Origin of the sequence: Actinomadura latina NBRC 106108, from assembly GCF_001552195.1 — a bacterium.
Taxonomy (GTDB): domain Bacteria; phylum Actinomycetota; class Actinomycetes; order Streptosporangiales; family Streptosporangiaceae; genus Spirillospora; species Spirillospora latina.
In genome coordinates this window covers 19430-41983 of sequence record NZ_BCQS01000013.1, presented here as the reverse complement: position 1 = coordinate 41983, position 22554 = coordinate 19430, and the positions used below count along the sequence as shown (strand labels likewise).

General features: G+C 74.4%; 19 protein-coding genes. 7 read left to right on the top strand and 12 right to left on the bottom strand.

What is annotated here, in order from left to right:
- The first annotated feature begins 141 nt into the window (after positions 1-141).
- Together AL2_RS19635 and AL2_RS19630 are read left to right on the top strand one after the other, a co-directional pair.
- Complete coding sequence (locus tag AL2_RS19635; RefSeq protein WP_210748796.1) at positions 142-990, top strand: SDR family oxidoreductase; 849 nt, start codon at positions 142-144, stop codon at positions 988-990.
- Positions 987-2054 carry an NAD(P)H-dependent amine dehydrogenase family protein gene (locus AL2_RS19630; RefSeq protein WP_067635458.1) on the top strand — a complete coding sequence of 356 codons (1068 nt, stop codon included), beginning with the start codon at positions 987-989 and terminating at the stop codon, positions 2052-2054. Before AL2_RS19635 ends, AL2_RS19630 begins: the two co-directional genes overlap by 4 nt.
- On the opposite strand, the gene AL2_RS19625 is transcribed toward AL2_RS19630, so the two are convergent.
- The 3 genes from AL2_RS19625 to AL2_RS19615 all read right to left on the bottom strand — a co-directional run bounded on the left by AL2_RS19625 (position 2051) and on the right by AL2_RS19615 (position 7444).
- On the bottom strand, positions 2051-2878 hold the full coding sequence (locus AL2_RS19625) for a nitroreductase/quinone reductase family protein (RefSeq protein ID WP_067635456.1): 828 nt from the start codon (positions 2876-2878) through the stop codon (positions 2051-2053). The genes AL2_RS19630 and AL2_RS19625 overlap by 4 nt on opposite strands.
- 281 nt (positions 2879-3159) lie before the next feature.
- Positions 3160-6108, bottom strand: a complete 2949-nt coding sequence (locus tag AL2_RS39790; protein WP_067635454.1) for a helix-turn-helix transcriptional regulator — start codon at positions 6106-6108, stop codon at positions 3160-3162.
- Positions 6109-6214: 106 nt separating this feature from the next.
- Entirely contained in the window at positions 6215-7444 is a 1230-nt protein-coding gene (locus AL2_RS19615) for a glycosyltransferase (protein WP_245666742.1), read from the bottom strand.
- A 194-nt stretch (positions 7445-7638) separates the two neighbouring features.
- Between AL2_RS19615 and AL2_RS19610 the strand changes: the two genes are divergently transcribed.
- Positions 7639-8265 carry a histone deacetylase gene (locus AL2_RS19610; protein WP_218003683.1) on the top strand — a complete coding sequence of 209 codons (627 nt, stop codon included), beginning with the start codon at positions 7639-7641 and terminating at the stop codon, positions 8263-8265.
- Positions 8252-8713, top strand: coding sequence for a peroxiredoxin (locus AL2_RS19605; RefSeq protein WP_067635447.1), 462 nt, complete (start codon positions 8252-8254; stop codon positions 8711-8713). The genes AL2_RS19610 and AL2_RS19605 overlap by 14 nt, the downstream gene beginning before the upstream one ends.
- A gap of 28 nt (positions 8714-8741) precedes the next feature.
- Here the strand turns inward: AL2_RS19605 and AL2_RS19600 are convergent, their stop codons facing one another.
- Positions 8742-10382 carry a CocE/NonD family hydrolase gene (locus tag AL2_RS19600; protein WP_312032906.1) on the bottom strand — a complete coding sequence of 547 codons (1641 nt, stop codon included), beginning with the start codon at positions 10380-10382 and terminating at the stop codon, positions 8742-8744.
- 161 nt (positions 10383-10543) lie between these two features.
- Here AL2_RS19600 and AL2_RS19595 point away from each other — a divergent pair, with 161 nt between their 5' ends.
- A complete protein-coding gene (locus AL2_RS19595) occupies positions 10544-11620 on the top strand; it encodes a mechanosensitive ion channel family protein (RefSeq protein WP_067635443.1) in 1077 nt (358 codons plus the stop codon).
- A 4-nt stretch (positions 11621-11624) separates the two neighbouring features.
- Here the strand turns inward: AL2_RS19595 and AL2_RS19590 are convergent, their stop codons facing one another.
- The gene (locus AL2_RS19590) at positions 11625-12203 is read right to left on the bottom strand and encodes a TetR-like C-terminal domain-containing protein (protein WP_067635441.1); all 579 of its coding nucleotides are present in this window, start codon (positions 12201-12203) and stop codon (positions 11625-11627) included.
- Between the two features lie 109 nt (positions 12204-12312).
- On the opposite strand from AL2_RS19590, the gene AL2_RS19585 reads away from it, so the two are divergent.
- Entirely contained in the window at positions 12313-13731 is a 1419-nt protein-coding gene (locus AL2_RS19585) for an MFS transporter (protein ID WP_245666740.1), read from the top strand.
- A gap of 1 nt (position 13732) precedes the next feature.
- Here AL2_RS19585 and AL2_RS40265 read toward each other — a convergent pair whose 3' ends face one another.
- The 7 genes from AL2_RS40265 to AL2_RS19550 all read right to left on the bottom strand — a co-directional run bounded on the left by AL2_RS40265 (position 13733) and on the right by AL2_RS19550 (position 22043).
- Entirely contained in the window at positions 13733-14581 is an 849-nt protein-coding gene (locus tag AL2_RS40265) for an ATP-binding protein (RefSeq protein ID WP_376741361.1), read from the bottom strand.
- Positions 14582-14651: 70 nt separating this feature from the next.
- A complete protein-coding gene (locus AL2_RS19575; RefSeq protein WP_083946694.1) occupies positions 14652-15341 on the bottom strand; it encodes a lysophospholipid acyltransferase family protein in 690 nt (229 codons plus the stop codon).
- 110 nt (positions 15342-15451) lie between these two features.
- Entirely contained in the window at positions 15452-16078 is a 627-nt protein-coding gene (locus AL2_RS19570; RefSeq protein ID WP_067635439.1) for a GOLPH3/VPS74 family protein, read from the bottom strand.
- Positions 16079-16080: 2 nt separating this feature from the next.
- Positions 16081-16332 (bottom strand): type II toxin-antitoxin system antitoxin, encoded by a 252-nt coding sequence (locus AL2_RS19565; RefSeq protein WP_067635437.1) that lies wholly within the window; start codon positions 16330-16332, stop codon positions 16081-16083.
- Between the two features lie 10 nt (positions 16333-16342).
- Positions 16343-17257 carry an SPFH domain-containing protein gene (locus AL2_RS19560; protein WP_067635435.1) on the bottom strand — a complete coding sequence of 305 codons (915 nt, stop codon included), beginning with the start codon at positions 17255-17257 and terminating at the stop codon, positions 16343-16345.
- Positions 17258-17333: 76 nt separating this feature from the next.
- On the bottom strand, positions 17334-18881 hold the full coding sequence (locus AL2_RS19555) for an MFS transporter (protein ID WP_067635433.1): 1548 nt from the start codon (positions 18879-18881) through the stop codon (positions 17334-17336).
- 66 nt (positions 18882-18947) lie between these two features.
- On the bottom strand, positions 18948-22043 hold the full coding sequence (locus tag AL2_RS19550; RefSeq protein WP_174550862.1) for an AfsR/SARP family transcriptional regulator: 3096 nt from the start codon (positions 22041-22043) through the stop codon (positions 18948-18950).
- Between the two features lie 50 nt (positions 22044-22093).
- Here AL2_RS19550 and AL2_RS19545 point away from each other — a divergent pair, with 50 nt between their 5' ends.
- Positions 22094-22540 (top strand): limonene-1,2-epoxide hydrolase family protein, encoded by a 447-nt coding sequence (locus tag AL2_RS19545; RefSeq protein WP_174550861.1) that lies wholly within the window; start codon positions 22094-22096, stop codon positions 22538-22540.
- The last annotated feature ends 14 nt before the right edge of the window (positions 22541-22554 follow it).

Genomic DNA, 22554 nt, shown 5'->3' with positions numbered 1-22554 from the left:
GCCGTTGCCGCGCTCCGCAATAGAGAATTGCAGGACCACCGGTAAACGGCTAGTAGCGGAAATAACGAATGACCCGTGAACATCTACCGGCCGTCATCGTGCGGCGGTCACGGGACTGCCGCGCGGGGCGCGTATTGAAACATGTTCTACTTTCTGCGTAGGCTGTGCGGGCGGCGGTGCGACGGCCCGGAGGTGACGCCGGTGATCTGGGATCGGTTCCGAATCGATGGCAGGGTGGCGGTCGTGACCGGCGCCGGCCGCGGCCTCGGCGCGGCCGCCGCGGTCGCGCTCGCGCAGGCCGGCGCCGACGTGGTGATCTCCGCGCGCACGGAGGAGCAGCTCCGCAAGGTCGCGTCCGAGATCGAGGCCGCCGGGCGCCGGGCGCTGGTCGTCCCGTCCGATCTCAGCGACCCCGACACCGCCGCCGAACTGGCCGGACGCGCCGTCGAGGGCCTCGGCCGCCTCGACATCGTGGTGAACAACATGGGCGGCGCCATGCCGGCCCCCTTCATGGACACCAAGCCCCGGCACCTGGAGAAGGCGTTCCGGTTCAACGTCGCCACGGCGCACGCGCTGACCCGCGCCGCCGTCCCCCATCTCCTGGAGGCGGGCGGCGGCAGCGTCGTCAACATCTCCTCCGCCGTGGGACGCATCGCCGGCCGCGGCTACCTCGCCTACGGCAGCGCCAAGGCCGCGCTCGCCCACTACACGCGGCTCGCCGCGTTCGACCTGGCCCCGCGCGTCCGCGTCAACGCGATCGCCGTCGGCTCCATCGCGACGTCCGCGCTGGACGTCGTCATGACCAACGACGACCTGCGCACCGAGATGGAGCGCCTGACGCCGCTGCACCGCGTCGGCGACCCCGAGGACGTCGCCGCCGCCGTCCTCTACCTCGCCGCGCCGGCCTCCGCCTACGTCACCGGCAGCCTCCTGCGCGTCGACGGCGGCATCGAGACGCCCAACCTGGATCTCGGCCTGGAGGACCTGTGACGTACCGCGTCGTCGCCTGGAGCACAGGCAACGTCGGCCGGAACGCCATCGCGGGCATCGACGCGCGCCCCGACCTCGAACTCGCCGGAGTCTGGACGTCCACCCCCGCCAAGGTCGGCAAGGACGCGGGCGAGCTGGCCGGCCTGGGCCGCGACCTCGGGATCACCGCCACGGACGACGCCGGCGCGCTGCTCGCGCCCCGCCCCGACTGCGTCGTCTACACCGCGATGGCGGACGTCCGGCCGGCGGAGGCGGTCGACGACCTGTGCCGCATCCTGCGCGCGGGCGTCAACGTCGTGTCCAGCAGCGTGATGTTCCTGCAGTTCCCGGACGGCGGCGGCGTCCCGCCCGGGCTGGTCGGCCCGGTGCGGGAGGCGGCCGCCGCGGGCGGGGTGTCGATCTTCGTCAACGGCATCGACCCGGGCTTCGCCAACGACCTGCTGCCGCTCGCGGTCACCGGCATCAGCGAGCGCGTCGACCGGCTCCGCTGCATGGAGATCATCAACCTGGCGACCTACGACCAGGGCACGGTGCTGTTCGACTTCATGGGCTTCGGCCGCCCCCTGGACGAGACGCCGCCGCTACTGCGGGCCGGCGCCCTGACGATGGCGTGGGGGAGCGTCGTCCGGCAACTCGCCGCCGGCCTCGACGTGGAGCTCGACGAGATCGCCGAACGGCACACCCGCCTCCCCGCCCCCGACACGTTCGACGTCTCCGCCGGGACGGTCCGGAAGGGCACCGCCGCCGCGCTGCGGTGGGAACTGCGGGGCATGCGCGGCGGCGAGGCCGTCATCGTCCTGGAGCACGTCACCCGGCTCCGCGACGACCTCGCCCCCGACTGGCCGCGGCCCGCCGGCGCCGGCTGCTACCGGGTGGAGGTCAGCGGCGAGCCGGACTACACCGTCGACCTGCGGCTCCTCGGCTCGGACGGCGACATCAACACCGCCGGGCTGAAGGCCACCGCGATGCGCCTGGTCAACGCGATCCCCGCCGTCGTCGAAGCACCGCCCGGCCTGCTCACCGCGCTGGACCTCCCGCTGATCACCGGCCGCGGCCTCCTCTAGAGGTCGAGCGCGTCGAGCAGCGGCACGAGCCGCTCCTCCTCCCGGTCGAGGTGCGCCTCCACGGCGGCGGTGAGCCGCTCGACCTCGCCCAGCAGAGCCGCCGGGTCACCGTCGTCGAGGACGCGGCGCAGCTCCTCCAGCAGTTCCTTCACCGTCTCGTGCTCGTCCCGCAGCCGCGCCAGGGCCGGCGCGAGTCCCGGATGGTGCCGCTCCAGGAGCGGGAACAGCTGCTGGTCCTCGCCCATGTGATGGTTGCCGAGCCCCTGGCACAGCGTCAGGCAGTTGACGCGCAACTGCGCCCCCAGCCCGGCCCCCGACGCGGCGACCTCCTTGCGGATCAGGGCCAGCTCGCCGCGGAACGCGTCGTGCACCGCGACGAGCATGGCCCCCGGCGTCTCCGGCCCACCGGGCGGCCCGGCCACCACCGGAACCAGCGCGACGACCGGCAGCGTCCGCCCCGACCCGGCCTCGTACTCGCCCCACCCCGGATCGGAGCCGACGGCCCGCGCGAACGCGGCGTCGCGCTCGGCCCCCGCCAGGACGACGGCGTCCGCCTCGTACTCGAAGGCGCCGCTCTCCACCGTGACGCGCGGGTTCGCGACCAGGTTGTGGAACCACGCCGGGTTCTTCGGCGAGCCCCCCGCCGACGCGATGACGAGGACGCGGCCGTCCCCGTCCGGCAGGTACCCGAGCGGCGTCGTGCGCCGGGCGCCCGACCGCGCCCCGGTCGTGGTCAGCAGGAGCAGCCGCCCGCCCTCGAACGGGCCGCCGACCCGCCCGCCGTTCGCGCGGAACTCCTCGATGACCTGCCTGTTGAAATCCATCTGTCTCCTGAGCTGTTTTCGAGCATGGCGAAATAAGCCACGGGAATGGCGTGCAGCCGTGGCTTGCGAAAAGGGTGTGGAAGGCATGCCGAGGATTCGGGCATGCCCGATGACGTCGCGCGACGCGCGTGAAGAGAAGAGGGAGAACGCGAGTGGAAAAGGCGGGCCGCGCGCCCGCCCCGGCCTCACTCGGAGGCCGGGAACCTCACTCGCTCATGGCCTGAGGCCGACCCGGCAGTCACGAATCGGAGATTACTGAACCCGGCGCGCCATGGCAAGATTCATATTCCTTCGCGGTGCGCGACGGCGGCGGCCTGGGTGCGGCTGGTGACGTTGAGCTTGGCGAGGATGTTGGAGACGTGGACGCTCGCGGTCTTCGGGGAGATGAACAGCGCCGCGGCGATCTCCCGGTTGTTGCGGCCGTCCGCGACCAGCTTCAGCACCTCCCGCTCCCGCGCGGTGAGGGGGGCCAGGGGGCCGCCGGACGAGGCGGGCGCCGTGCGGGCCGGGCTGAGGCGGGCGCGGGTGCCGAGGTCGCGCAGGGCCGACAGGAGCGGTGTCGCGCCGAGGCGCTCGGCGATCTCGGCGGCCGAGCGCCACTGGACCGCCGCCTCGTCGCGGTCGCCGTTCTCGGCGAGGGCCTCCGCCAGCCGCCACCGCGACCGCGCCACCTCGTAGACGAAGCCGCCGCCCGGGTCGCCGTAGGTGAACAGGTCGGCGGTCCTCCGCCACAGGTCCACGTCGTGGACGCCGTCGATGCGCCGCCGCTCCGCCTCCGCGCGGGCCAGCCACGCGAGGCCTTCGAGCCCGAGCCAGGCACGCGGCTGCCCGTCGGCGCTGACCGCGACGACCGTCCGCGCCACCCGCAGCAGCTCGTCGCCCGCCTCGGCCGCCGCCCGCGCCGCCGCGCCGTCGCCGGCGGCGCGGGCCCGCGCGGCCCGGTCGGCCTCCGCCCACAGCCCGGTCGCGGCGATGCGGATCGCTCCGGAGGTGTTGAGGTAGACGGTGCCGAGGACGTTCCCGACATGCTCGATCGCGGTGTCCGGGTCGCCCTGCCAGAGGGCGTGCTCGGCGGCGAGGCCCCGCGCGACGTAGTTGAGGAACGCGTCCCGCCCCCACAGCGGCTCGATCCACCGGAGCCGCTCCTCCACGTCGGGGGAGCCCTGCGCGACCCCGACGAACAGGGAGTACGCCGACACCTGCGCCTCGTACGGCCGGACGACCTGGACCGAGAACCCGTCCGCCAGCCGGTTCGCCTCCGCCCAGTTCCCCGTCGTGTAGTGGACGAGGTAGCGCAGCGAGCGCAGCACCGTCCCGAACGTGCTCCAGCCGAGCCCGTTGTCGAGGGCGAACTTCACGCCCTCGTCGGCGGCGCGGATCGCGCCGGCGAGGTCGCCGCGGTCGAACTTCGTCCGCGCGTAATGGAACGCGGCCCGCATGGCGCTCATCGACGTCTCGTCGCTCGCGGCGGCCAGATCACGGGCCTTCTCGAACACCTCCGCGACGCCGGTGTCGGCCTCCCGCGACTCCCGGTACAGGCCGAGCGTGACCAGCAGGCTCGACTCGGCGCCGGTGGCCCCGGCGGCGCGCGCCTCCTCGATGGCCCGCTCCGCCAGCGCGGGGAGCTCGCCGTCCGCGTCGCGGTACAGCAGCGTCCGGGCGTAGGTGGCGAGGGCGTGGGCGCGCTCCTCCGTCGGCGGGGCGGCCGGCAGCATCGCGACGGCCTCCCGCGCCATGGCCTGCGACTCCGCGTCCTCGTCGATGTCGCCGAGGAAGGCCGCGAGATGCTCGCGGATCGTCGAGCCGAGGACGGCGTCGGCGGGGTCGGCGACCTCCAGCAGGCGGCGCAGCCGGTGCACGGCCCGGCGCAGCTCCCCGGCCCGCGCGGACGCCTGCGCCGCGGTCAGCGACAGCCACATCCGGTCGACGCCGGCGGCCTCGGCCGGCCCGGGGACGGCCTCCCACAGCTCCAGTGCCCGCTCGTAGTGCTCGAACGCCTCCGCGGGCGCGCCCAGCCGGTCGGCCTCCCGGCCCGCCTCGACCGACGCGGCGAACGCGGCCGGCAGGTCGTGCGCGGCGAGGCTGTGGTGCGCGAGCTCCGCCGCCGGCCCCCGCGTCCCGTCCGGCGGGCCCGCGAGGAGGCGGGCGAAGTCGGCGTGCAGCCGGGTCCGCTCGCCCGGCAGCAGGTCGGCGTAGACGGCCTCGCGCAGCAGCGCGTGCCGGAACGTGTAGCCGGTCCCGTACGGGACGAGCAGCTGGTGCGACACCACCTCGCGCAGCGCCTCGCCGACCGCCGCCTCGTCCAGCCCGGACACGCGGCGCACCAGCTCGTCGTCGATGCGGCGCCCCGCCACCGCCGCGACCCGCACCACCCGCTGCCCGGCGTCCGACAGCCGCTCCACCCGCGACAGCAGCAGGTCGGCGAGCCCGGACGGCAGCTCCGCCGGCCCGTCCCGCAGGTCCGGGTCGGCCGAGTACAGCTCGCCGGCGTAGAACGGGTTGCCCTCCGAGCGCTGGTGCACCCGCTCCACGACCTCCGCCGTGACCGGCGCGGCCCCGCGCGACAGCTCCGCCAGGTACTCGGCGGTCTCGCCGGGGCCGAACGGCGGGACCTCGACGCCGGTCACGTTCGGCAGCCGCAGCAGCTCCGCCACCACCGGGCGCAGCGGATGCCGCCGATGCAGGTCGTCCGACCGGTAGGTCCCGACGAGGCAGACCCGCTCGCGCTGCAGGACGCGGCACAGGAACGTCAGCAGATGCCGGGTGGACCGGTCGGCCCAGTGCAGGTCCTCCAGGACGAGCAGGACGGGCCGGTCCCGGCCCAGCTCGCCGAGCAGCCCGAGCACCCCGCCGAAGAGCTGCTGCTGGCCCAGCTCCGACGCCGCGCCGGGGCCGCCGTCGCCGTCCGGGAGCAGGCGCCGCAGCACGGGGCGGGCGTCGAGCGCGGCGCGCACCTCGCCCGCCGCCGGCGCGCCGCCCTGCGCGGCCGTCCACAGCGCGTCCGCGAGCGGCAGGTACGGCATGCTCTCGCCCAGTTCCGCGCACTGCCCGACCAGCACCGCGCATCCCTTGCCGCGCGCGGCCCGGGTCAGCGCGGCCACCAGGTGCGATTTGCCGACGCCGGCGTCGCCGCTGACCAGCACGGCGCCGGCGGCGCCGGCCGCCGCCCGCTCCAGCGCGGCCGTCAGCTCCGCGAGCTCCGCGCCCCGGCCGATCAGCACCCCGTTCATTCCGCCGAGTATCCCACCGGGCGGGACGTGGACGGGCCCCGGTTCCGGGGAGGGAACCGGGGCCCGCGCCCCGCCGTGTCGAGGACGGTGTCAGTCGAGGACGGTGTCAGCTGACCAGGGCGGGGGCCTTTCCGGTCTCGTCCTCGGGCGCCGGCTCGGGCTCGAGCTCGGGCTCGGGGACGGGCAGCACCTTCACGTAGGCGCGCAGCGTCTCGGCGGCGATCCGCTCCAGCGCGTAGCGGGAGCGGGCGCGGTCGGCGGCGGCGATCGAGTAGCCGTGCAGCGTGGTGTCCTCGGCCAGCAGCTGCCGGACCGCCCGGCCGATCACGACCGGCCGTCCCGCCGGGACGTGCAGCCCGGTGATGTGGTCGAGGACCTCGTCGGCGTTCCCGCCGGCCGGGGTCGCGACGACGGGCACGCCGCAGGCCATGGCCTCCAGCGGCACCGACGGGCACGGCTCGTGCGGCGCGAGGCAGAGCACGAGGCTCGCCGTCCGCAGCAGCTTCGGCAGGTTCTTGCGCGGGACCCGGCCGAGGAAGATCACCCGGTCGGCGACGTGCAGTTCCTTGGCGAGCAGGCGCAGCCGGTGCACGCCCTGGTCGCTCTCCAGTTCCTCGCGCTCCGGGCCGCCGGCGACGGCGAGCTCGGCGTCCGGGACGTGCACGAGGGCGCGCAGCGCGGTCGCGACGTCGCCCGTCTCCAGGTCGTCGCAGACCATCACCAGGCGGCGCCGGTCGCCGTGCGGCATCGCCGGGCCGACCTGCGCGAAGTGCTCACCGTCCACGCCGTAGGGGACGACCGCGACCGACGGGCGCGGCACGCCCATCCGCACGACCTGGCCGGCCTCCTCCGCGTGCCCGGCGAGGACGATGTCGGCGTCCCGGCCGATGGCCTTCTCCAGGCGGTCGCGGTGCGGGTGCACCCGGCGCCCGGCGCGGCGCTCGGTCGCGGCCACGCCGTGGTAGCTCTGCGCGAACGGGATGCCCAGCTCACGCGCGACGGCGCAGGCGGCGAGCCCGCCGATCCAGCCGTGCGCGTGCACGATGTCGGGGCGTCCGGCGCCGGACCAGCGGCGGCGCAGCCCGTCCGCGAAATCGCGGATGTGCTGCAGCGACTCCTCGTCCGACAGTGGGCGGGCCGGTCCGGCGTCGAGGTGCACGAGCGTGGCGCCGGGCGCGAGCCGCACCCGGCCGCGCGCCGACTTGTCCTCACGCCGCGCATAGACCGTGACCTGGTTCGGCTCACCGTCGGAGGTGAGCGGACGGGTCAGCGAGCGAGCGAGATCCCGGACGTGGATTGACTGCAGGTGTTCGCCGTCGAGGTCGGAGGCGGACACGAGAGCGATGTTAAGAGAGCGATGCATGACGGTCCTCCGGGACAACACAGGGGAAGCTCGGAGGTATCTGCGTCGTAGACACCTGCTCGGCCAGTTTCCTATCCGGTAGCGCCCGCCGTCAAACCTGGCGAAACGCCCTCCGGCCCGGCCTGGCCCTACCAAACCACCCCCGACCTGCGTGAATACTGGACCAAGTGAGCGACGATCCGATCTGGTACGTGGCGTACGGCTCTAACCTCTTCCGCGACAGGTTCCACTGCTACCTCGCCGGCGGCACCCCGCCGGGCGCCGCCCGCCGCCACCCCGGCTGCCGCGATCCCCGCCCGGCCCGCGCCGAGCAGTCGATCACGGTCCCCGGCGGCATCTACTTCGGGCACACCTCCCTGACCTGGGGCGGCGGGATGGCCTTCTACGACCCGGACCTCCCGGGCCGCGCCGCCGCCCGCGCCTACCTCCTCACCCGCCGCCAGTTCTGCGACGTCCTCTCCCAGGAGATGCGCCGCGGCACCGGCACCGACCACGACCTCTCCGAGGCACTGACCCGCGGCCGCCAGCGCCTGGGCCCCGGCCGCTACGAGACCGTCATCAGGGTGGGCGAACGGGCCGGCCACCCCATGCTCACCTTCACCTCACCGCACCGGGCCGTCCCAAACGCGCCCACCGCCCCCTACCTCGCCATGCTCGGCAACGGCCTCCGCGAGGCCCACGGCTGGACCGCCGGCCGCGCCGCGTCCTACCTGGCCGCCAGGCCCGGCGCCGAGGGGGCGTGGACGCCCCGGGCGATCATCACGCTGCTAGGTTCGGGCCATGAACGTCGGTGACATCGTGGACGACTTCGAACTGCCCGACGAGACGGGCGAACCCCGCACCCTGACCGCCCTCCTGGAGAAGGGCCCGGTGGTCCTGTTCTTCTACCCCGCCGCCCTGACGCCCGGCTGCACCACCGAGGCCTGCCACTTCCGCGACCTGGTCGCCGAGTTCGCCGAGGCCGGCGCCCACCCGGTCGGCGTCAGCGCCGACCCGGTCGCCAGGCAGAAGGAGTTCGCCGACAAGCACGCCTTCGGCTACCCGCTCCTGTCCGACCCGTCCGGCGAGGTCCGCGCCCGCTTCGGCGTCAAGCGCGGCCTGGCGCTCCTCCCCACCAGGCGCCAGACCTTCGTCATCGGCACCGACCGCCGCGTCCTGGCCGTCATCAAGAGCGAAGTCCGCATGAACACCCACGCCGACAAGGCCTTGGAGGCCCTGCGGAAGGCGGCCTCCACCTCCTAGCGCCCGCGCCCGCCGCGCCCGCCGCGGATCAGCCGACGATGGGGAGGTTGATGGTGGAGGGGTGGGCCGGGTCGTGGAAGACCTCCTGGTCGGCGGTGAGCATCTCGGTGGCGGTGCCCATGGGGGCGCCGGTGCCGGGGTTGCGCGCCACGCGGGGGTAGGCGCCGCTGGCGACCTGTACGCGGATGCGGTGGCCGCGGCGGAAGCGGTGGCCGACCGGCCACAGCTCTACGGAGACGGCGCGGATGCCGTCGGCGTCGGGTTCCGGCGTGCCGGGGACGAGGCGGCGCATGCCTTCGCAGAGGTTCAGCGATTCGCCGTCCGGGGTGACGTCGCAGAGGCGCACGACGAAGTCGGTGTGCTCCCGGTTCGAGCGGATGTGCAGGTCGGCGGTGACGGGGCCGATGACCTCCACGTCGTCGTCCAGGACGGCGGAGGTGTAGGTGAGGACGTCGCGGCGCCGTTCCAGGCGCTTCTGGTCGGTGGACGGGCGGGTCTCGCCGAGCAGCGTGGGGCCGCCGAGGAACGGCGTCGGGTGGTTCGGGTCGTAGCGGTAGGCGTCGGGGTCGGACTCGGGCGGGGCGTCGGGGGAGAGGGCGCCCGCGGGCCGCAGGTGCCAGCGTTCCTCGCGCATGCCGGGGACGGGCCAGTCGGGGAACTCGCGCCACTCGCCCGCGCCGGTGATGAAGAGGCGCACGGGGTTCTCGCGCAGGTCGGACGGGTCGTCCAGGAGGTGCGCGCGGAACCAGCGGACCGAGTCGGCGACGGAGCCGCGCATCATGTGCTGGTCGGCGTGGAACCAGGGGCCGATCGTCAGATAGGGGCGGCGGCCGGCGGCGCGCAGGGCCGCGTAGTCCTTCATCTGCCAGGGCAGGAAGATGTCGTACCAGCCGCCCGTCATGTTCACCGGCGCGGTGACCTCGGCCACGGCGGGGCTGAAGTCGCGCTTGTCCCAGAACGGCGTGTCGGGGCCGTTGACGAGCAGCTCCTGGAAGAAGCGCTGCTGCGCACCGGTCGCGAGCCGGTCGAGTTCGGCGAGCGGGCGCCCCGAGAGCGTGGCGCGGCGGGCGCGGCGCGGCGACATGATGCCGGTCGTGATGCCGGAGAGGGAGCTCTTCATCCGCGCGGTCAGGTCCACCCAGATGAGCGCGGACTCGAGTGCGAACGTGCCGCCGACGTTGACGGCGTCCCGGAACGTCGAGGCGGTGACCTGCATCGACAGGGCCTTCAGCTCGGGCCCGGCCTCGGCGGCGACGGCCCACTGCACGTAGCCGAGGTAGCTGGGGCCGTGCATGGCGAACGTGCCGCCGAACCACGGCTGCGACTTCAGCCATTCGATGGTGGCCAGGCCGTCCTCGCGCTCGTCGAGCGCCTCGAAGACGCCGCCGGACCCGAAGCCGCCGCGGACGCTCTGCACGACGGCCTGGAACCCGTGCGACGCGAACGCCTGCCCGCACATGAGCCCGAACGGCCCGCGCCGGCCGTAGGGCGAGCGGACGAGCACCGTGGGCGCCTTGGCGACGTCCACCGGGGCGTACCGGTCGGCGAGCAGGGTGACGCCGTCGGCGGCGGGGACGGCGAGGTCGCGCTCGACCGTCACCCGGTGGGGGCCGTTCCGCAGTCCCAGCGCCGTGACCCCCAGCCGGCGCATCATTCCCACCGCTACCACCCGTCCGATCGTAATCGCCAGATCGGCCGAACTCCGCGCCACAACACCCGTGATGTCCCTCGCAGCACTCCGGGTCTTCACTACGATCGAGGACGCCGTAACACGGCAAATCGGGATCTTGCGGGCCGTGACGGCCCCGCGGAGGGAGAGTTTCACGCGTTATGGGTGACCTGGGCGACCTGAGCTGGGCGCGCGTCATCGTCGCCGCCGCCGTGATGGCGGTCGCGCTGGTGATCGCCGTCCTCCTGCGGCTGGCGACCGGACGGCTGTTCCGGCGGGCGGGCGACACCCGCTGGACGTGGGACGACCTGGCCGCCCGCCTCATCCGGGACCTGGCGATGCCGCTCGCGGTGCTGCTCGGCCTCTGGTCGGCGGCGAAGGTCCTCGAACTGCCGCGCGGCACCCTGGACGTGACCGCCAAGGTGCTGACGGCGGTGACGATCCTGGTGGTCTCGCTGGCGCTGGCCCGGCTGATCGCGGCGTCGGTGACCTCGATCGCGCTGGCCCGGCAGGGCGTCGCCGCGAACGTCACGATCTTCGCGAACATCACCCGGGTGATCGTGCTCGGCATCGGCGTCCTGGTGATGCTGCAGAGCATCGGGGTGTCGATCACGCCGCTGCTGGGCGCCCTGGGCGTCGGGGGTCTCGCGGTCGCGCTGGCCCTGCAGGACACGCTCGCCAACCTGTTCGCGGGCGTGCACGTCCTCGCGTCCAAGACGATCGAGCCCGGCGACTACATCAAGCTCTCCACCGGGCAGGAGGGGTACGTCGTCGACATCAACTGGCGCAACACCTCCATCCGGACGCTGTCCGACAACATCGAGGTCATCCCGAACCAGCGGTTCTCCGACACGATCCTCACCAACTACCACCGGCCCGCGCAGGACATGTCGGTGCTGGTGTACGCGAAGGTGCACTACGAGGTCGACCTGGACGAGGTCGAGCAGCTCCTCATCCGCGTCGGCCACGAGGTCATGAAGGACGTCCAGGGCGGCGTGGCCGACTGCAACGTCCTGGTGCGGTTCGACGACTTCAACGACGCCGCCGTCGGCTTCCACGTGATCCTGCGGTCCAGCGAGTTCGGCGACCAGTTCGCGATCAAGCACGAGTTCCTCAAGCGGCTGCACCGGGCGCTCCGCGAGGAGGGCATCGCGCCGCCGTACTGGCACCACCGCGTGGCGCTGGACGAGCCGTCCCGCACGAACGGCGTGCCGCGCCGGGACGAGCTGGCCCTCTAGCCCGTCACGGCCGGACGAGCGGCATCATCACCTCGTCGACGACCGACGCCACGTAGGCGTCGTCGAGCGGGCCGCCCTCGACGAGGTTGTGGTAGACGATCACGGCCGGGCCGACGTTCGCGATCTGCCTGGTCGCCGCCCCGGGCCGGATCTCGCCGCGCTCGGCGGCCCGCACCAGCGCGTCGTACAGCAGGTCCCGGACGGGCTTGGACAGCCGGTCGTGGACGACCTCGTGCACGATGCCCTTGCCCTTCTCCGTCTCCTCCTTCAGGACCTTGAACGCGGCGCCCCGGCAGGCCACGAGCGTGTCCCGCGTGCAGGTGAGGATGGTGAGGAGGTCCTCGCGCACCTTGCCGGTGTCCGGCGCGGTCGGCGGCTCGGGCAGGACGTGCTTGAGCGCGTCGGTGATCAGCTCGTCCTTGGACTTCCACCGCCGGTAGAGGGCGGCCTTGCCGGTGCGGGCGGCGGCCGCGACGCCCTCCATGGTCAGCCCGGGGTAGCCGGCGGTCTCCAGCTGCGCGAACACGGCGTCGAAGATCGCCGCCTCCAGGTCGCCGCCGCGGCGGCGGGTGGCCGGGGTCACGACGCGCTCCCCAAAATAGTGAACGCTAGCGTTCTCTTTTGCGCGAATCGGTGGTACGTTCCCCACATAGTGTACGTCGCCGTTCCTTAAATCTCGGGAAGGTCCCGCCTTGACCTCGTCCAACGAGCGGACGGCCGCGCCCCCGGAGTCCACCGCTCCGGGAGAAGCCGCCGCCTCCCATCATCGCCCAGGAATCATCCTCGCCGTCATCGTCGGCTGCCAGCTCATGATCGGCCTGGACACCTCCGTGGTCACCATCGCGCTCCCGGAGGTGAAGCTGGGGCTCGGCCTCACGACCGGGGGCCTCGCCTGGATCCAGAACGCCTACATGCTCGCGTTCGGCGGCCTGCTGCTCCTCGGCGGGCGCGCCGGGGACGTGTTCGGCCGCCGCCGCACGTTCACCGCCGGGATCGCGCTGTTCACCGCCGCGTCCCTGCTCGGCGGCCTCGCGGACGCCGGCTGGTGGCTGCTCGCCGCCCGCGCCGCCCAGGGCGCCGCCGCCGCCGTCGCCGCGCCCAGCGCGATGGCGCTGATCGCCGTGAACTTCCAGGGCCCCGCCCGCGTCCGCGCGCTCAGCGTCTTCTCCGCCGTGACCGGGGCCGGCGCCGCGGCCGGCATGCTCGCCGGCGGCGTGCTGACCGAGGCCGGGTCCTGGCGGTGGGTGTTCTTCGTCAACGTCCCCGTCGGCCTCGTCCTGCTGCTGGCCGCGCCGTGCGTCCTGGCCGAGACCGCCCGCCGCCCCGGCCGCTTCGACCTCGCCGGCGCGGTCGTCTCCACGCTCGGCCTCACCGCGCTCGTCTACGCGCTGATCCGGGTCGGGGAGGACGGCTGGGGCGACGCGCGGGCGATCGCCGCGGCCGGGTCCGCCGCCGTCCTGCTGGCCGCCTTCGTCGCGATCGAGCACCGCGCCCGGCAGCCGATCATGCCGCTGTGGCTGCTGACCGGGCGCGAGCGCGCCGCCTCCTACCTCGTCCAGCTGTGCCTGACGGCCGGGATGTTCGGCTCGTTCTTCTTCCTCACCCAGTACCTGCAGCAGGTCCTGCACTACGGGCCGCTGCGCGCCGGCGCGGCGTTCCTGCCCTGCGTCGGGACGCAGCTGGTACTCGTCCGGCTGGCGCCGCGGCTGATGGCGCGCGCCGGCGCCCGGCCGCTCGTCGTCGCGGGCGCGGTCCTGCTCGCCGCCGGCCTGCTGTGGCTGTCGCGGCTCGCGCCGGGGGACGGCTACGCCGCCGGGCTGCTCGTCCCGCTGCTGCTGATCGGCGCGGGTGGCGGGCTGACGATCATGCCGCTGAACGCGACCATCCTGGCCAGCGTGGAGCCGGGGCATTCCGGCGCCGCGTCCGGGGTGGCGCAGACGATGCTGTGGTCGGGCGGCTCGCTCGGGTCGGCCGCCATGGTCACCGCCTACGGGTCGGCCGCGTCCGGGCACGGCGGCGTGCCCGGCATGGACGCCGCCTTCGCGACCGGCTCGGCGTTCGCCGCCGCCGCGCTGGCGGTGGCCGTGCTCGTCCTGCGCGTGCGGCGGTGAGTCAGGCGGGCGGGGGAGTCGCCTCGTCGAACCAGGCGAGGAACTCGGCGTTGCCGAACATCCGCGCCGTGTCGGCGGCGGACGGCGAACCCGCCCGCGGGTCGGCGCCCGCGTCCAGCAGGGCCCGCACCACCCCCGTCTCCCTCTTGAACACCGCGCCCGCGAGGGGCCGCTGGCCGCGGTCGTTCGCGCGCTCGGGGTCGGCGCCGCGCGCCGCGAGGGCCCGCACCGTCTCCGGGTGGCCGTGGTAGGCGGCGAGCATGAGCAGCGTGTCGCCCCGGTCGTTGGACAGGTTCACCGGCACTCCGGCCTCGACGTAGTCGACGAGCCGCCGGGTCTCGCCGGACCGCGCCAGCTCGAACAGCCGGCCCGCGAAGTCCTCCGCCTCCGGGTCGGTTCCGGTCACGACCGGAACCCTGCTGTCCGCGGTGAGCAGCCCGCCGAGGCTGTCCTCCCCGTAGGCCAGCCGCTTCTCCAGCGACACCAGGGCGCCGTCCTCGGGGAACGAGCGGAACCGCACGTCGTCGGCCAGCGACCGCATGATCAGCAGGCCGCGGCCGTGCTCGGCGGACGGCTCCGGCCGGGGCACCCGCCCGGCGTCGAACCCGGCACCCGAGTCGATCACCTTGATGACGCACCGGCAGTCCTGGATGACGGCCCGGACCGTGTAGTCGGCACCGTGCTCGGCGTGCTTGATCACGTTGGTGCACGCCTCGGTGAGCATCATCTCGATGTCGTCCCGGATGTGGTCCTCGACCCCGAGTGCGGCGAGCGCCGCGTCCAGAAGCCTCCTCGTCGCCGGGACGCTCGCGGAATCCCGCGGGAGTTGGAGGTCCAGGCTGATTTCCACATCATCTCCGTCCGTCCCCATATGTCGTGCCCTTTCGGTCACGCTCAAACATGGGCCGGACGGCCGGCGGTCACTCCGGAGCCGCGGGCCGGGGGGCGTAGTCGTCCACGTACTCCTGCCCCGACAGTCCCTGGATCGCCTCCATGATCTCGTCGGTGACCTGCCGGGCCGCCTTGCCGCGCGGAACGCCGTCGGCGCGCCCGCGGAAGTCCATCGGCGGCCCGATGCGCAGCCCGATCCGCCCCGGCTTCGGGACGGCCCGCCCCCGCGGCTGCACCCGGTCGGTGCCGAGGATCGCGACCGGGACGACGGGCGCGCCGGTCCGCATCGCCAGCCGGGCCGCGCCGGTCCGGCCCCGGTAAAGCCGCCCGTCGGGAGAGCGGGTGCCCTCCGGGTGGATCGCGAACACGCCGCCGCGCTCCAGCACCGCCGCCGAGGTGTCGAGCGCGTCCAGCGCCGCCCGCCCGCCGGACCGGTCGACCGCGATGGCGCCGACGCCGCGGAAGAACGTCGCCGTGGCCCGGCCTTTCACCCCCGCCCCGGTGAAGTACTCGTGCTTGCCGAGGAAGTGGACCCGCCGCGGCACGATCAGCGGCAGCACGAACGAGTCGAGGAACGCGAGATGGTTCGCGGCGAGGATCACCGGGCCGACCCGCGGGACGTGCCGCAGGCCGCTCACCCGGGGAAGGAAGGCGGCGCGCATCGCCGGCCCCAGGAGGACGTATTTCATCAGCGGGTAGATGACGCGTTCGGGATCCATGTCCGAGAAGGCTATGGGCGCCGCCGTCCCCGCCGCCGGTGGCGCCCGATACAAACCGGGAGGCTCCGATCTTGTAGGAATCCGCAATGGCGGGGGCGCGCCGGGACGGCTCAGCCGCTCGCGGCCGCCGCGTTCAGCTGCCGGATCAGCTTGCGGACGGCGGGCGCCGCCGGTCCGCTGCGCGCCGTCAGCTCCTCGATCCGCCGCTTGTGCCGCCGCCGGTCCGAGCCGGGCAGCACCGACGTCAGCTCGCCCGCCGCCGCCAGCGCCACCGCCGCCGCGTCGTAGCTGTTGACGTGCGCCACCGGACGTCCTCGCAGCGCCGACGACGCCCCGCCCCACAGCGCCTTCACGACCCGCGGGTCCTTCACGGTGACCTCCTGGTGCGGGAACAGCCCGAGGATCCGGCGCCCCCGCACCCGGATCCAGCCGTCCCGCACCAGTTCGTCCTGGACCGTCCCGAGGAGGGCCTTGGCGTCCTTGCGCACCCAGTGCTGCCACGACCGGGGCCGGGAGGCCGCGATCTGCGCCAGCACGCCGTACGGATCGCCGCCCGGCGTCCCCGGGACGGGCCGGCGCCGCTCCTCGCCGAGCCGCCCGTCCAGGTACAGCTCGGTCAGCGCGGCGGCCCGCAGCACGTAGCCGAGCCGCACGCCGCCCCTGGTCATCCTCTGCTTCCTCAGGTCGTACGCCAGCAGGTACATGCGGGCCGGCAGCGACTCCGGAACTTCGACCATGGCTAGTCCTCGCCCCCGCCCTCCGGCGGGTCGTTACCGTCTTCCCCGTCCCCGGGACGCTCCGCCCTGCGCGGGCGCCCGGGCCTTCTCATCCGTCCCGCCGACCCGGGCATCCGGCCCGCGTCGGCGAGCGCCTGCCGCAGCAGGAACTCGATCTGCGCGTTGGTGCTGCGCAGCTCGTCCCCCGCCCACCGGGCCAGCGCGTCGTGGACGGCCGGGTCGAGCCGCAGCAGGATCTTCTTCCGCTCCGCCACTGGTTCCGGGCTACTGGTAGAGGGTGCCGGTGTTGACCACCGGCTGGGCGTCCCGGTCGGCGCACAGCACGACCAGCAGGTTGCTGACCATCGCCGCCTTGCGCTCCTCGTCCAGCTCGACCACGTTCTCCTCGTCCAGCCGGTCGAGGGCGAGCTGCACCATGCCGACCGCGCCCTCCACGATCCGCTGCCGCGCCGCCACGACCGCGCCCGCCTGCTGCCGGCGCAGCATCGCCTGCGCGATCTCCGGAGCGTACGCCAGCCGGGTGATCCGCGACTCGATGATCACGACCCCGGCGGACGCGACCCGCTGCGCCAGCTCCTCCGACAGCTGCGCGGTGATCTCGTCGGCGTTGTCGCGCAGCGACGTCCGGTCGGCGGCGTCGTAGGGGAAGGCGCCCGCGATGTGCCGGACCGCCGCCTCCGTCTGGAACGCGACGAACTCCACGAAGTCGTCGACCTCGAACACCGCCCGCGCGGTGTCGGAGACCTGCCACACCACCACTGCGGAGATCTCGATCGGGTTCCCGTCGAGGTCGTTGACCTTGGCGAGGCCGGTCTCGTGGTTGCGGATCCGCGTCGACACCTTGCGCCGCTCGGTCAGCGGGTTCACCCAGCGCAGCCCGTCGGTGCGGACCGTCCCGGAGTACCGGCCGAGCAGCTGCAGCACGCGCGCCTCGCCCGGCGCGACCGGTGTCAGCCCGGCCAGGACGACCAGCCCGGCCAGCGCCAGCAGCGAGCCCACCGTGACGCCCACGGCGATGGCGGCGCCGCCGCCGGCCAGCGCGCCGAGGGCGATCCCCGCGCCGCCCACCGCGATCCACAGCACGCCCACGCCGAGCATCGTCCACCCGCCGCGGTCCCGTGCGGGCCGCTCCCCGATCTTCGGCCGCGGCATCTCCACCTTGGCCCCCGTGTCCGCCATGTCGTCCTCCTCCTTGGTTATCACCAACATAGCAAAGTGATATCACATTTGCCATCCGGGGGCGCGGCCGGTGTGCTCAGGGGGCGGTGACGAGGTCGGGCTCCTCGGGCTCCTCGCTCTCCTCGATGACCTTGGGGACGTTCCGGAGGGTCACCAGCGCGAAGACGGCCACCAGCGCGGCGAAGCCGGCGCTGCACACCAGGGCGGCGTGCATGCCGTCCACGAACGCCTCACGCGCGGCGACGCCGACCTGGCCGGCGAGGGCCGCGGGGAGGTCCGCCGCGGCCTGCAGGGCGCCGCCGAGGGAGTCGCGCGCCGCGGCCGCTGCCGGGCCCGGCAGACCCGCGGGCAGGTCCAGGGTGTTCCGGTAGACGGCGTTCAGCACGCTGCCGAGGACCGCCATGCCGAGCGCGCCGCCCAGTTCGGTCGCCGTCTCGGAGATCGCGGACGCGGCGCCGGAGCGGTCCTTCGGGACGGACGCGAGCACGGTGTCGGCGGTGACCGTCATCGCCAGCCCCATCCCCAGGCCGGACACCAGCATCGCGGGGAGCATCACCCAGTACGAAGTGTGCAGGCCGATCAGCAGGTAGGCCGAGAAGCCGCCGGCCGAGATCAGCATGCCGGCCGCGACGACGCGGGCGCGACCGAGCGCGCCGATCAGCGGCGGGGCGAGCAGCGCGCCGCCGATCATGGCGCCGGCGGCGCCGGGCAGCCCGGCGAGGCCCGCCTTCAGCGGCGACCAGCCGAGCGCCAGCTGGAAGAACAGCGAGAAGATCAGCGACTGGGCGACCAGGGCGAACATCGCGAACATGTTGGTGCCGATCGAGCCGGCGAACGCGGGGCTGCGGAACAGTCTGATGTCGATCAGCGGCTCGGCCGCCCGGCCCTGCCGGACCAGGAACGCCGCCAGCGCCGCCAGGCCGATCGCCAGGGAGAGGTAGATCCGCGTCTCGTCCAGGCCGTGCGCGGCGGCCTCCTTGATCGCGTACACCACCCCGAGCACCCCGAGGACCGACAGCGGGACGCTCGGCAGGTCCAGCCGGCCGGGGACGGGGTTGCGCGACTCCGGCAGCACGATCGCGCCGGCGACCAGCGCGGCGGCCATGATCGGCACATTGATCATGAAGACGGAGCCCCACCAGAAGTGGTCCAGCAGCGCACCGGCGATGACCGGGCCGAGCCCGACCGCGAGGCCGGCGACGCCGCTGAACGCGCCGATCGCCGCGGTCCGCTCCTTCGGCTCCGGGAACACCCGGCGGATCAGCGACAGGCAGGACGGCATCAGCGTCGCGCCCGCCACGCCGAGCAGCGCGCGGGCCGCGATCAGCAGCTCGGCGCTCGGCGCGTACGCGGTCACGGCGGACGCGGCGGCGAACACCGCCGTGCCGATCAGCAGCAGCCTCTTGTGCCCGACCCGGTCGCCGATCCCGCCCATCGTGATCAGCAGGCCGGCGAGCGCGAAGCCGTAGGCGTCGGCGATCCACAGGATCTGGGTGGCCGAGGGGTCCAGGTCCGCGCTCAGGTGCGGGATGGCCTGGTTCAGCGCGGTCAGGTCGACGTTCGGGACGAGCGCGACCAGCAGGCAGATCGCGAACGTGCCCCATTTGCGGGCCGATGTGTTCATGCCGCAACGGTCGCGGGACGCGCTGACCGTTCCCGCACCGTCCGCTGACAGCGCGGCCGTCCCCCGTCAGCGAGCCGTCAGCAGGGCGATGGCCCGGTCGCGGGGGAGCGCGGCGGCCCGCCGGTACGCGTCCTCATAGGCGGCGTCGCCGAGCAGGGCGCGGGCGGCGGACGCCACGCGTTCCACGTCGGGGTCATCGGCGGCGGGCATGCCGCGAAGGGCCCTCCCCACGCCGAGCAGGAGCGCGGCACGCTCGCCCTTTCCGTCCGCGACCGCGACGCCCGCCAGCCCGGTCGCGGCGGCCACCTGGTACATGAAGATCGGATGGTCGAACGACATGTCGACGGCCTCGCGGAACCGCTCCCGGGCCCGTCCGGCGGCACCGTCGGCGAGGTCCAGCCACCCCAGCCCGACCAGCGACGAGCCGCGCACCGCGGCGGCGATGAACCGCTCCGACGAGTACCCGGTCAGCGCCGTCTCGTACAGCCGCCGCGCCCCGGCGAGGTCGCCGCGCCGGCGCGCCACCTCACCGCGTCCCTGGTACCCGCCGGCGATCTTGTCCGGAGTGCCCGCGCGCCGCGCCAGCTCGATGCCGCGCTCGAACTCGGCGCCGGCCGCGTCCAGGTCGCCCGCGTGCATCAGTACGTAGGCGCGCTGGTAGAGCAGGTCGGCGGTGTCCTCCAGCGCGCCGAGCCGGCCGACGAGCTCCAGCGCCTCGTCCAGCAGCGCGAGGGCGCGTTCCCGGTCGCCGCGCCAGTCGGCCACCTGGGCGAGCGGGTCCAGCGAGTTGGCCGTGCCCCAGCGGTCGCCGCAGGCGCGGAAGCCCCGCACCGCCTCGCCGCACGCCGCCTCCGTCTCGGCCAGGTCGCCGCCGAACTGGGCGAGGAACCCCTCGCTCATCCGGACCAGCGCCCGCGTCCACGGGTCGTCCCCCACCTGCTTGGCGAAAACGGCGTAGTCGGTGCGGTCCGGCCCGGCGGTGAGCGCCCACAGGACGATGGCCACCGGATACCGCAGCTGGCGGTCGATGCGGCGCAGGAGGTCCGCGGCGCGGTCGAGCCACGCGACCGCCCGCTCACCCGTCACCCCGCCCGACACCGCGTTCGTCACGCACAGGACGTACTCCTCGTCCAGGCCCTCCGGCGGGTCGGTGCCGACCTCGTCCAGCAGTTCGGCCGCCAGCGCCGCGCCCTCCACGCGCCCGCGCAGCCACCAGTACCAGGACAGCGACGCGATCATCCGCAGCGCGAGCACCCGGTCCGACCGGACGGACCACCGCAGCGCCGCGTGCAGGTTCCCGTGGTCGGCGGCGAGCAGGTCCAGCCATTCGAGCTGCTCCGCGCCGCGCAGATGCGGGTCGGCGCGGCGGGCAAGGTCGGCGAAGTACTCCGCGTGCGCCCGCTCGAACCTCTGGGCCTCCCCGGCCTCGGCGAGCCGCTCGGCGCAGAACGCCCGCACCGTGTCGAGCATCCGGTACCGGGCGCCGTCGCTCTGCACGAGGGACTTGTCGGCCAGCTCGATCAGCAGCTCGTCGGCGTCGTCCAGGTCGCAGACGCCCATGGCGGCGTCCAGGGTGAGGCCGCCGGAGAATACCGTGAGCCGCCGGGCGAGGGTCTGCTCCCCCTCGTCCAGCAGGTCCCAGCTCCACTCGACGACCGCGCGCAGCGTCTGGTGGCGCGGCGCCGCCGCCCGGTTCCCGCGCGACAGCAGCCGGAACCGGTCGTCCAGCCGCGCCGCGACCTCGGTGACCGGCAGCGACCGCAGCCGCGCCGCCGCCAGCTCGATCGCCAGCGGCAGCCCGTCCAGCGCCCGGCAGATCCGCAGCACCGGCGCGACATTGCCGTCGTCCACCGCGAACCCGGGACGGACCGCCTCGGCCCGGTCGAGGAACAGCCGCACCGCCGGATAGCCCGGCATCTCCCCGACCGGCGTGCCCTCGGGCGGCAGTCCCAGCGGCGGCAGCGGCCGCAGCGCCTCGCCCGTGATGGCGAGGGCCTCCCGGCTCGTCGCCAGCACCCGCAGGTCCGGGCACGCGCTCAGCAGCCGGTGCGTGATCCCGGCCACGACCGCCACGACATGCTCGCAGTTGTCCAGGATGAGCAGCATGCGCCGCCCGTCCAGCGCCGTGACGAGGCGCTCCATCGCGTCCGGCGACGGCTCGCCGGGAGCGGGCCGCATGCCGCCCTGGCGCAGCCCGAGCGCGCCGAGCAGCGCCTTCGGCACCTCGGCCGCCACGACGGGCGCCAGGTCGACGAAGCAGACCTCGCCGCCCTCCCGGCCCGCCGCCTCGATCGCCAGCCGCGTCTTGCCCGCGCCGCCGGGCCCGAGCAGCGTGACGAGCCGCCCGGCCGCGAGCATCTTCCCGACGCGCCGCAGCTCCTCCTCGCGCCCGACGAAACTGGTGAGCTGCGCGGGCAGGTTCGGCCGGATCCGCTCCGGCCCCGCCTCGCCGCGCAGGATCTCCAGGTGCACCTCGGCGAGCTCCGCCGACGGGTCAGCGCCCAGCTCGTCGGCCAGCACCTGCCGGCCGTCCTCGAACACCGCGAGCGCCTCGGCCTGCCGCCCGGCGCCGTGCAGCGCCCGCATCAGCAGCGCCCGCGCCCGCTCCCGCAGCGGTTGCGCGTCCACCAGCTCGCGCAGCACGGAGACGACCGCCTCGGGGTCGCCCGCGCGGAGCCGCGCGGCCCCGAGGCCCTCGACGGCGCTTGCCCGCTCCTCCGCCAGCCGAGCCGCCTGCGCCGCCGCGAAGGGCGCGCTCACATCGGCCAGCGCGTCGCCGCGCCACAGGCCGAGCGCCTCCTCGAACAGCCGCGCGGCCTCGCCGGCGGTCGCGGCCCGCCGCGCATCGCGGGCGAGCCGCTCGAACCGGTGCGCGTCGACGTCGCCGCGGTCGACGCCGAGCCGGTACCCGGCGGGCAGCCCCTCGACGAGCGCCGCGTCCCCCAGGCTCCTGCGCAGCCGCGACACCTGCGACTGCAGCGCGTTCGCCGCCCCGGCCGGCGGCTCCTCCCCGTAGAGGCCGTCGATGAGCCGCTCGTTGGGGACGACCCGTCCCGCGTCCAGCAGCAGCATGGCCAGCAGTGCCCGCACCGTGGGCCCGCCCACCGGCAGGACGTCGCCGCCGCGCCGAACCTCGACCGCTCCAAGGATGCCGAACCGCATGCCCGGATTCTCCCGCACTACCGTGGTGTTCCCGACCTCGGAGGAGCGCCATGACCGAGATTCAGATCGTCACCGACTTCCTCTCCGCCCTCGAAGACCTCGACATCGACCGCGCCCTGACCTACGCGGCGCCCGGAATCGTCTACCAGAACGTCCCGCTCCCGCCCGCCCGCGGCCTGCCCGCCGTCGAGAAGGCCCTGCGCGGCATGGCCCGCTACGGCACCGGCTTCGAGGCCCGCATCCACACCATCGCCGCGAACGGCCCGGCCGTCCTCACCGAACGCACCGACGTCCTGGAGCGGGGCTCCTGGCGCGCCGAGTTCTGGGTCTGCGGCACCTTCGAAGTGCACGACGACTGCATCACCCTGTGGCGCGACTACTTCGACTGGACGACCTTCCTGGCGGCGTCCGCCAAGGGCCTCGCCGGTGCCCTCGTCTCCGCCCTCGGCGCCCGCCCCCGGCCGGCGCCCGGCCGTACGCCTCCGGCGGCCGGCTGAGGACGCTCCGCCTC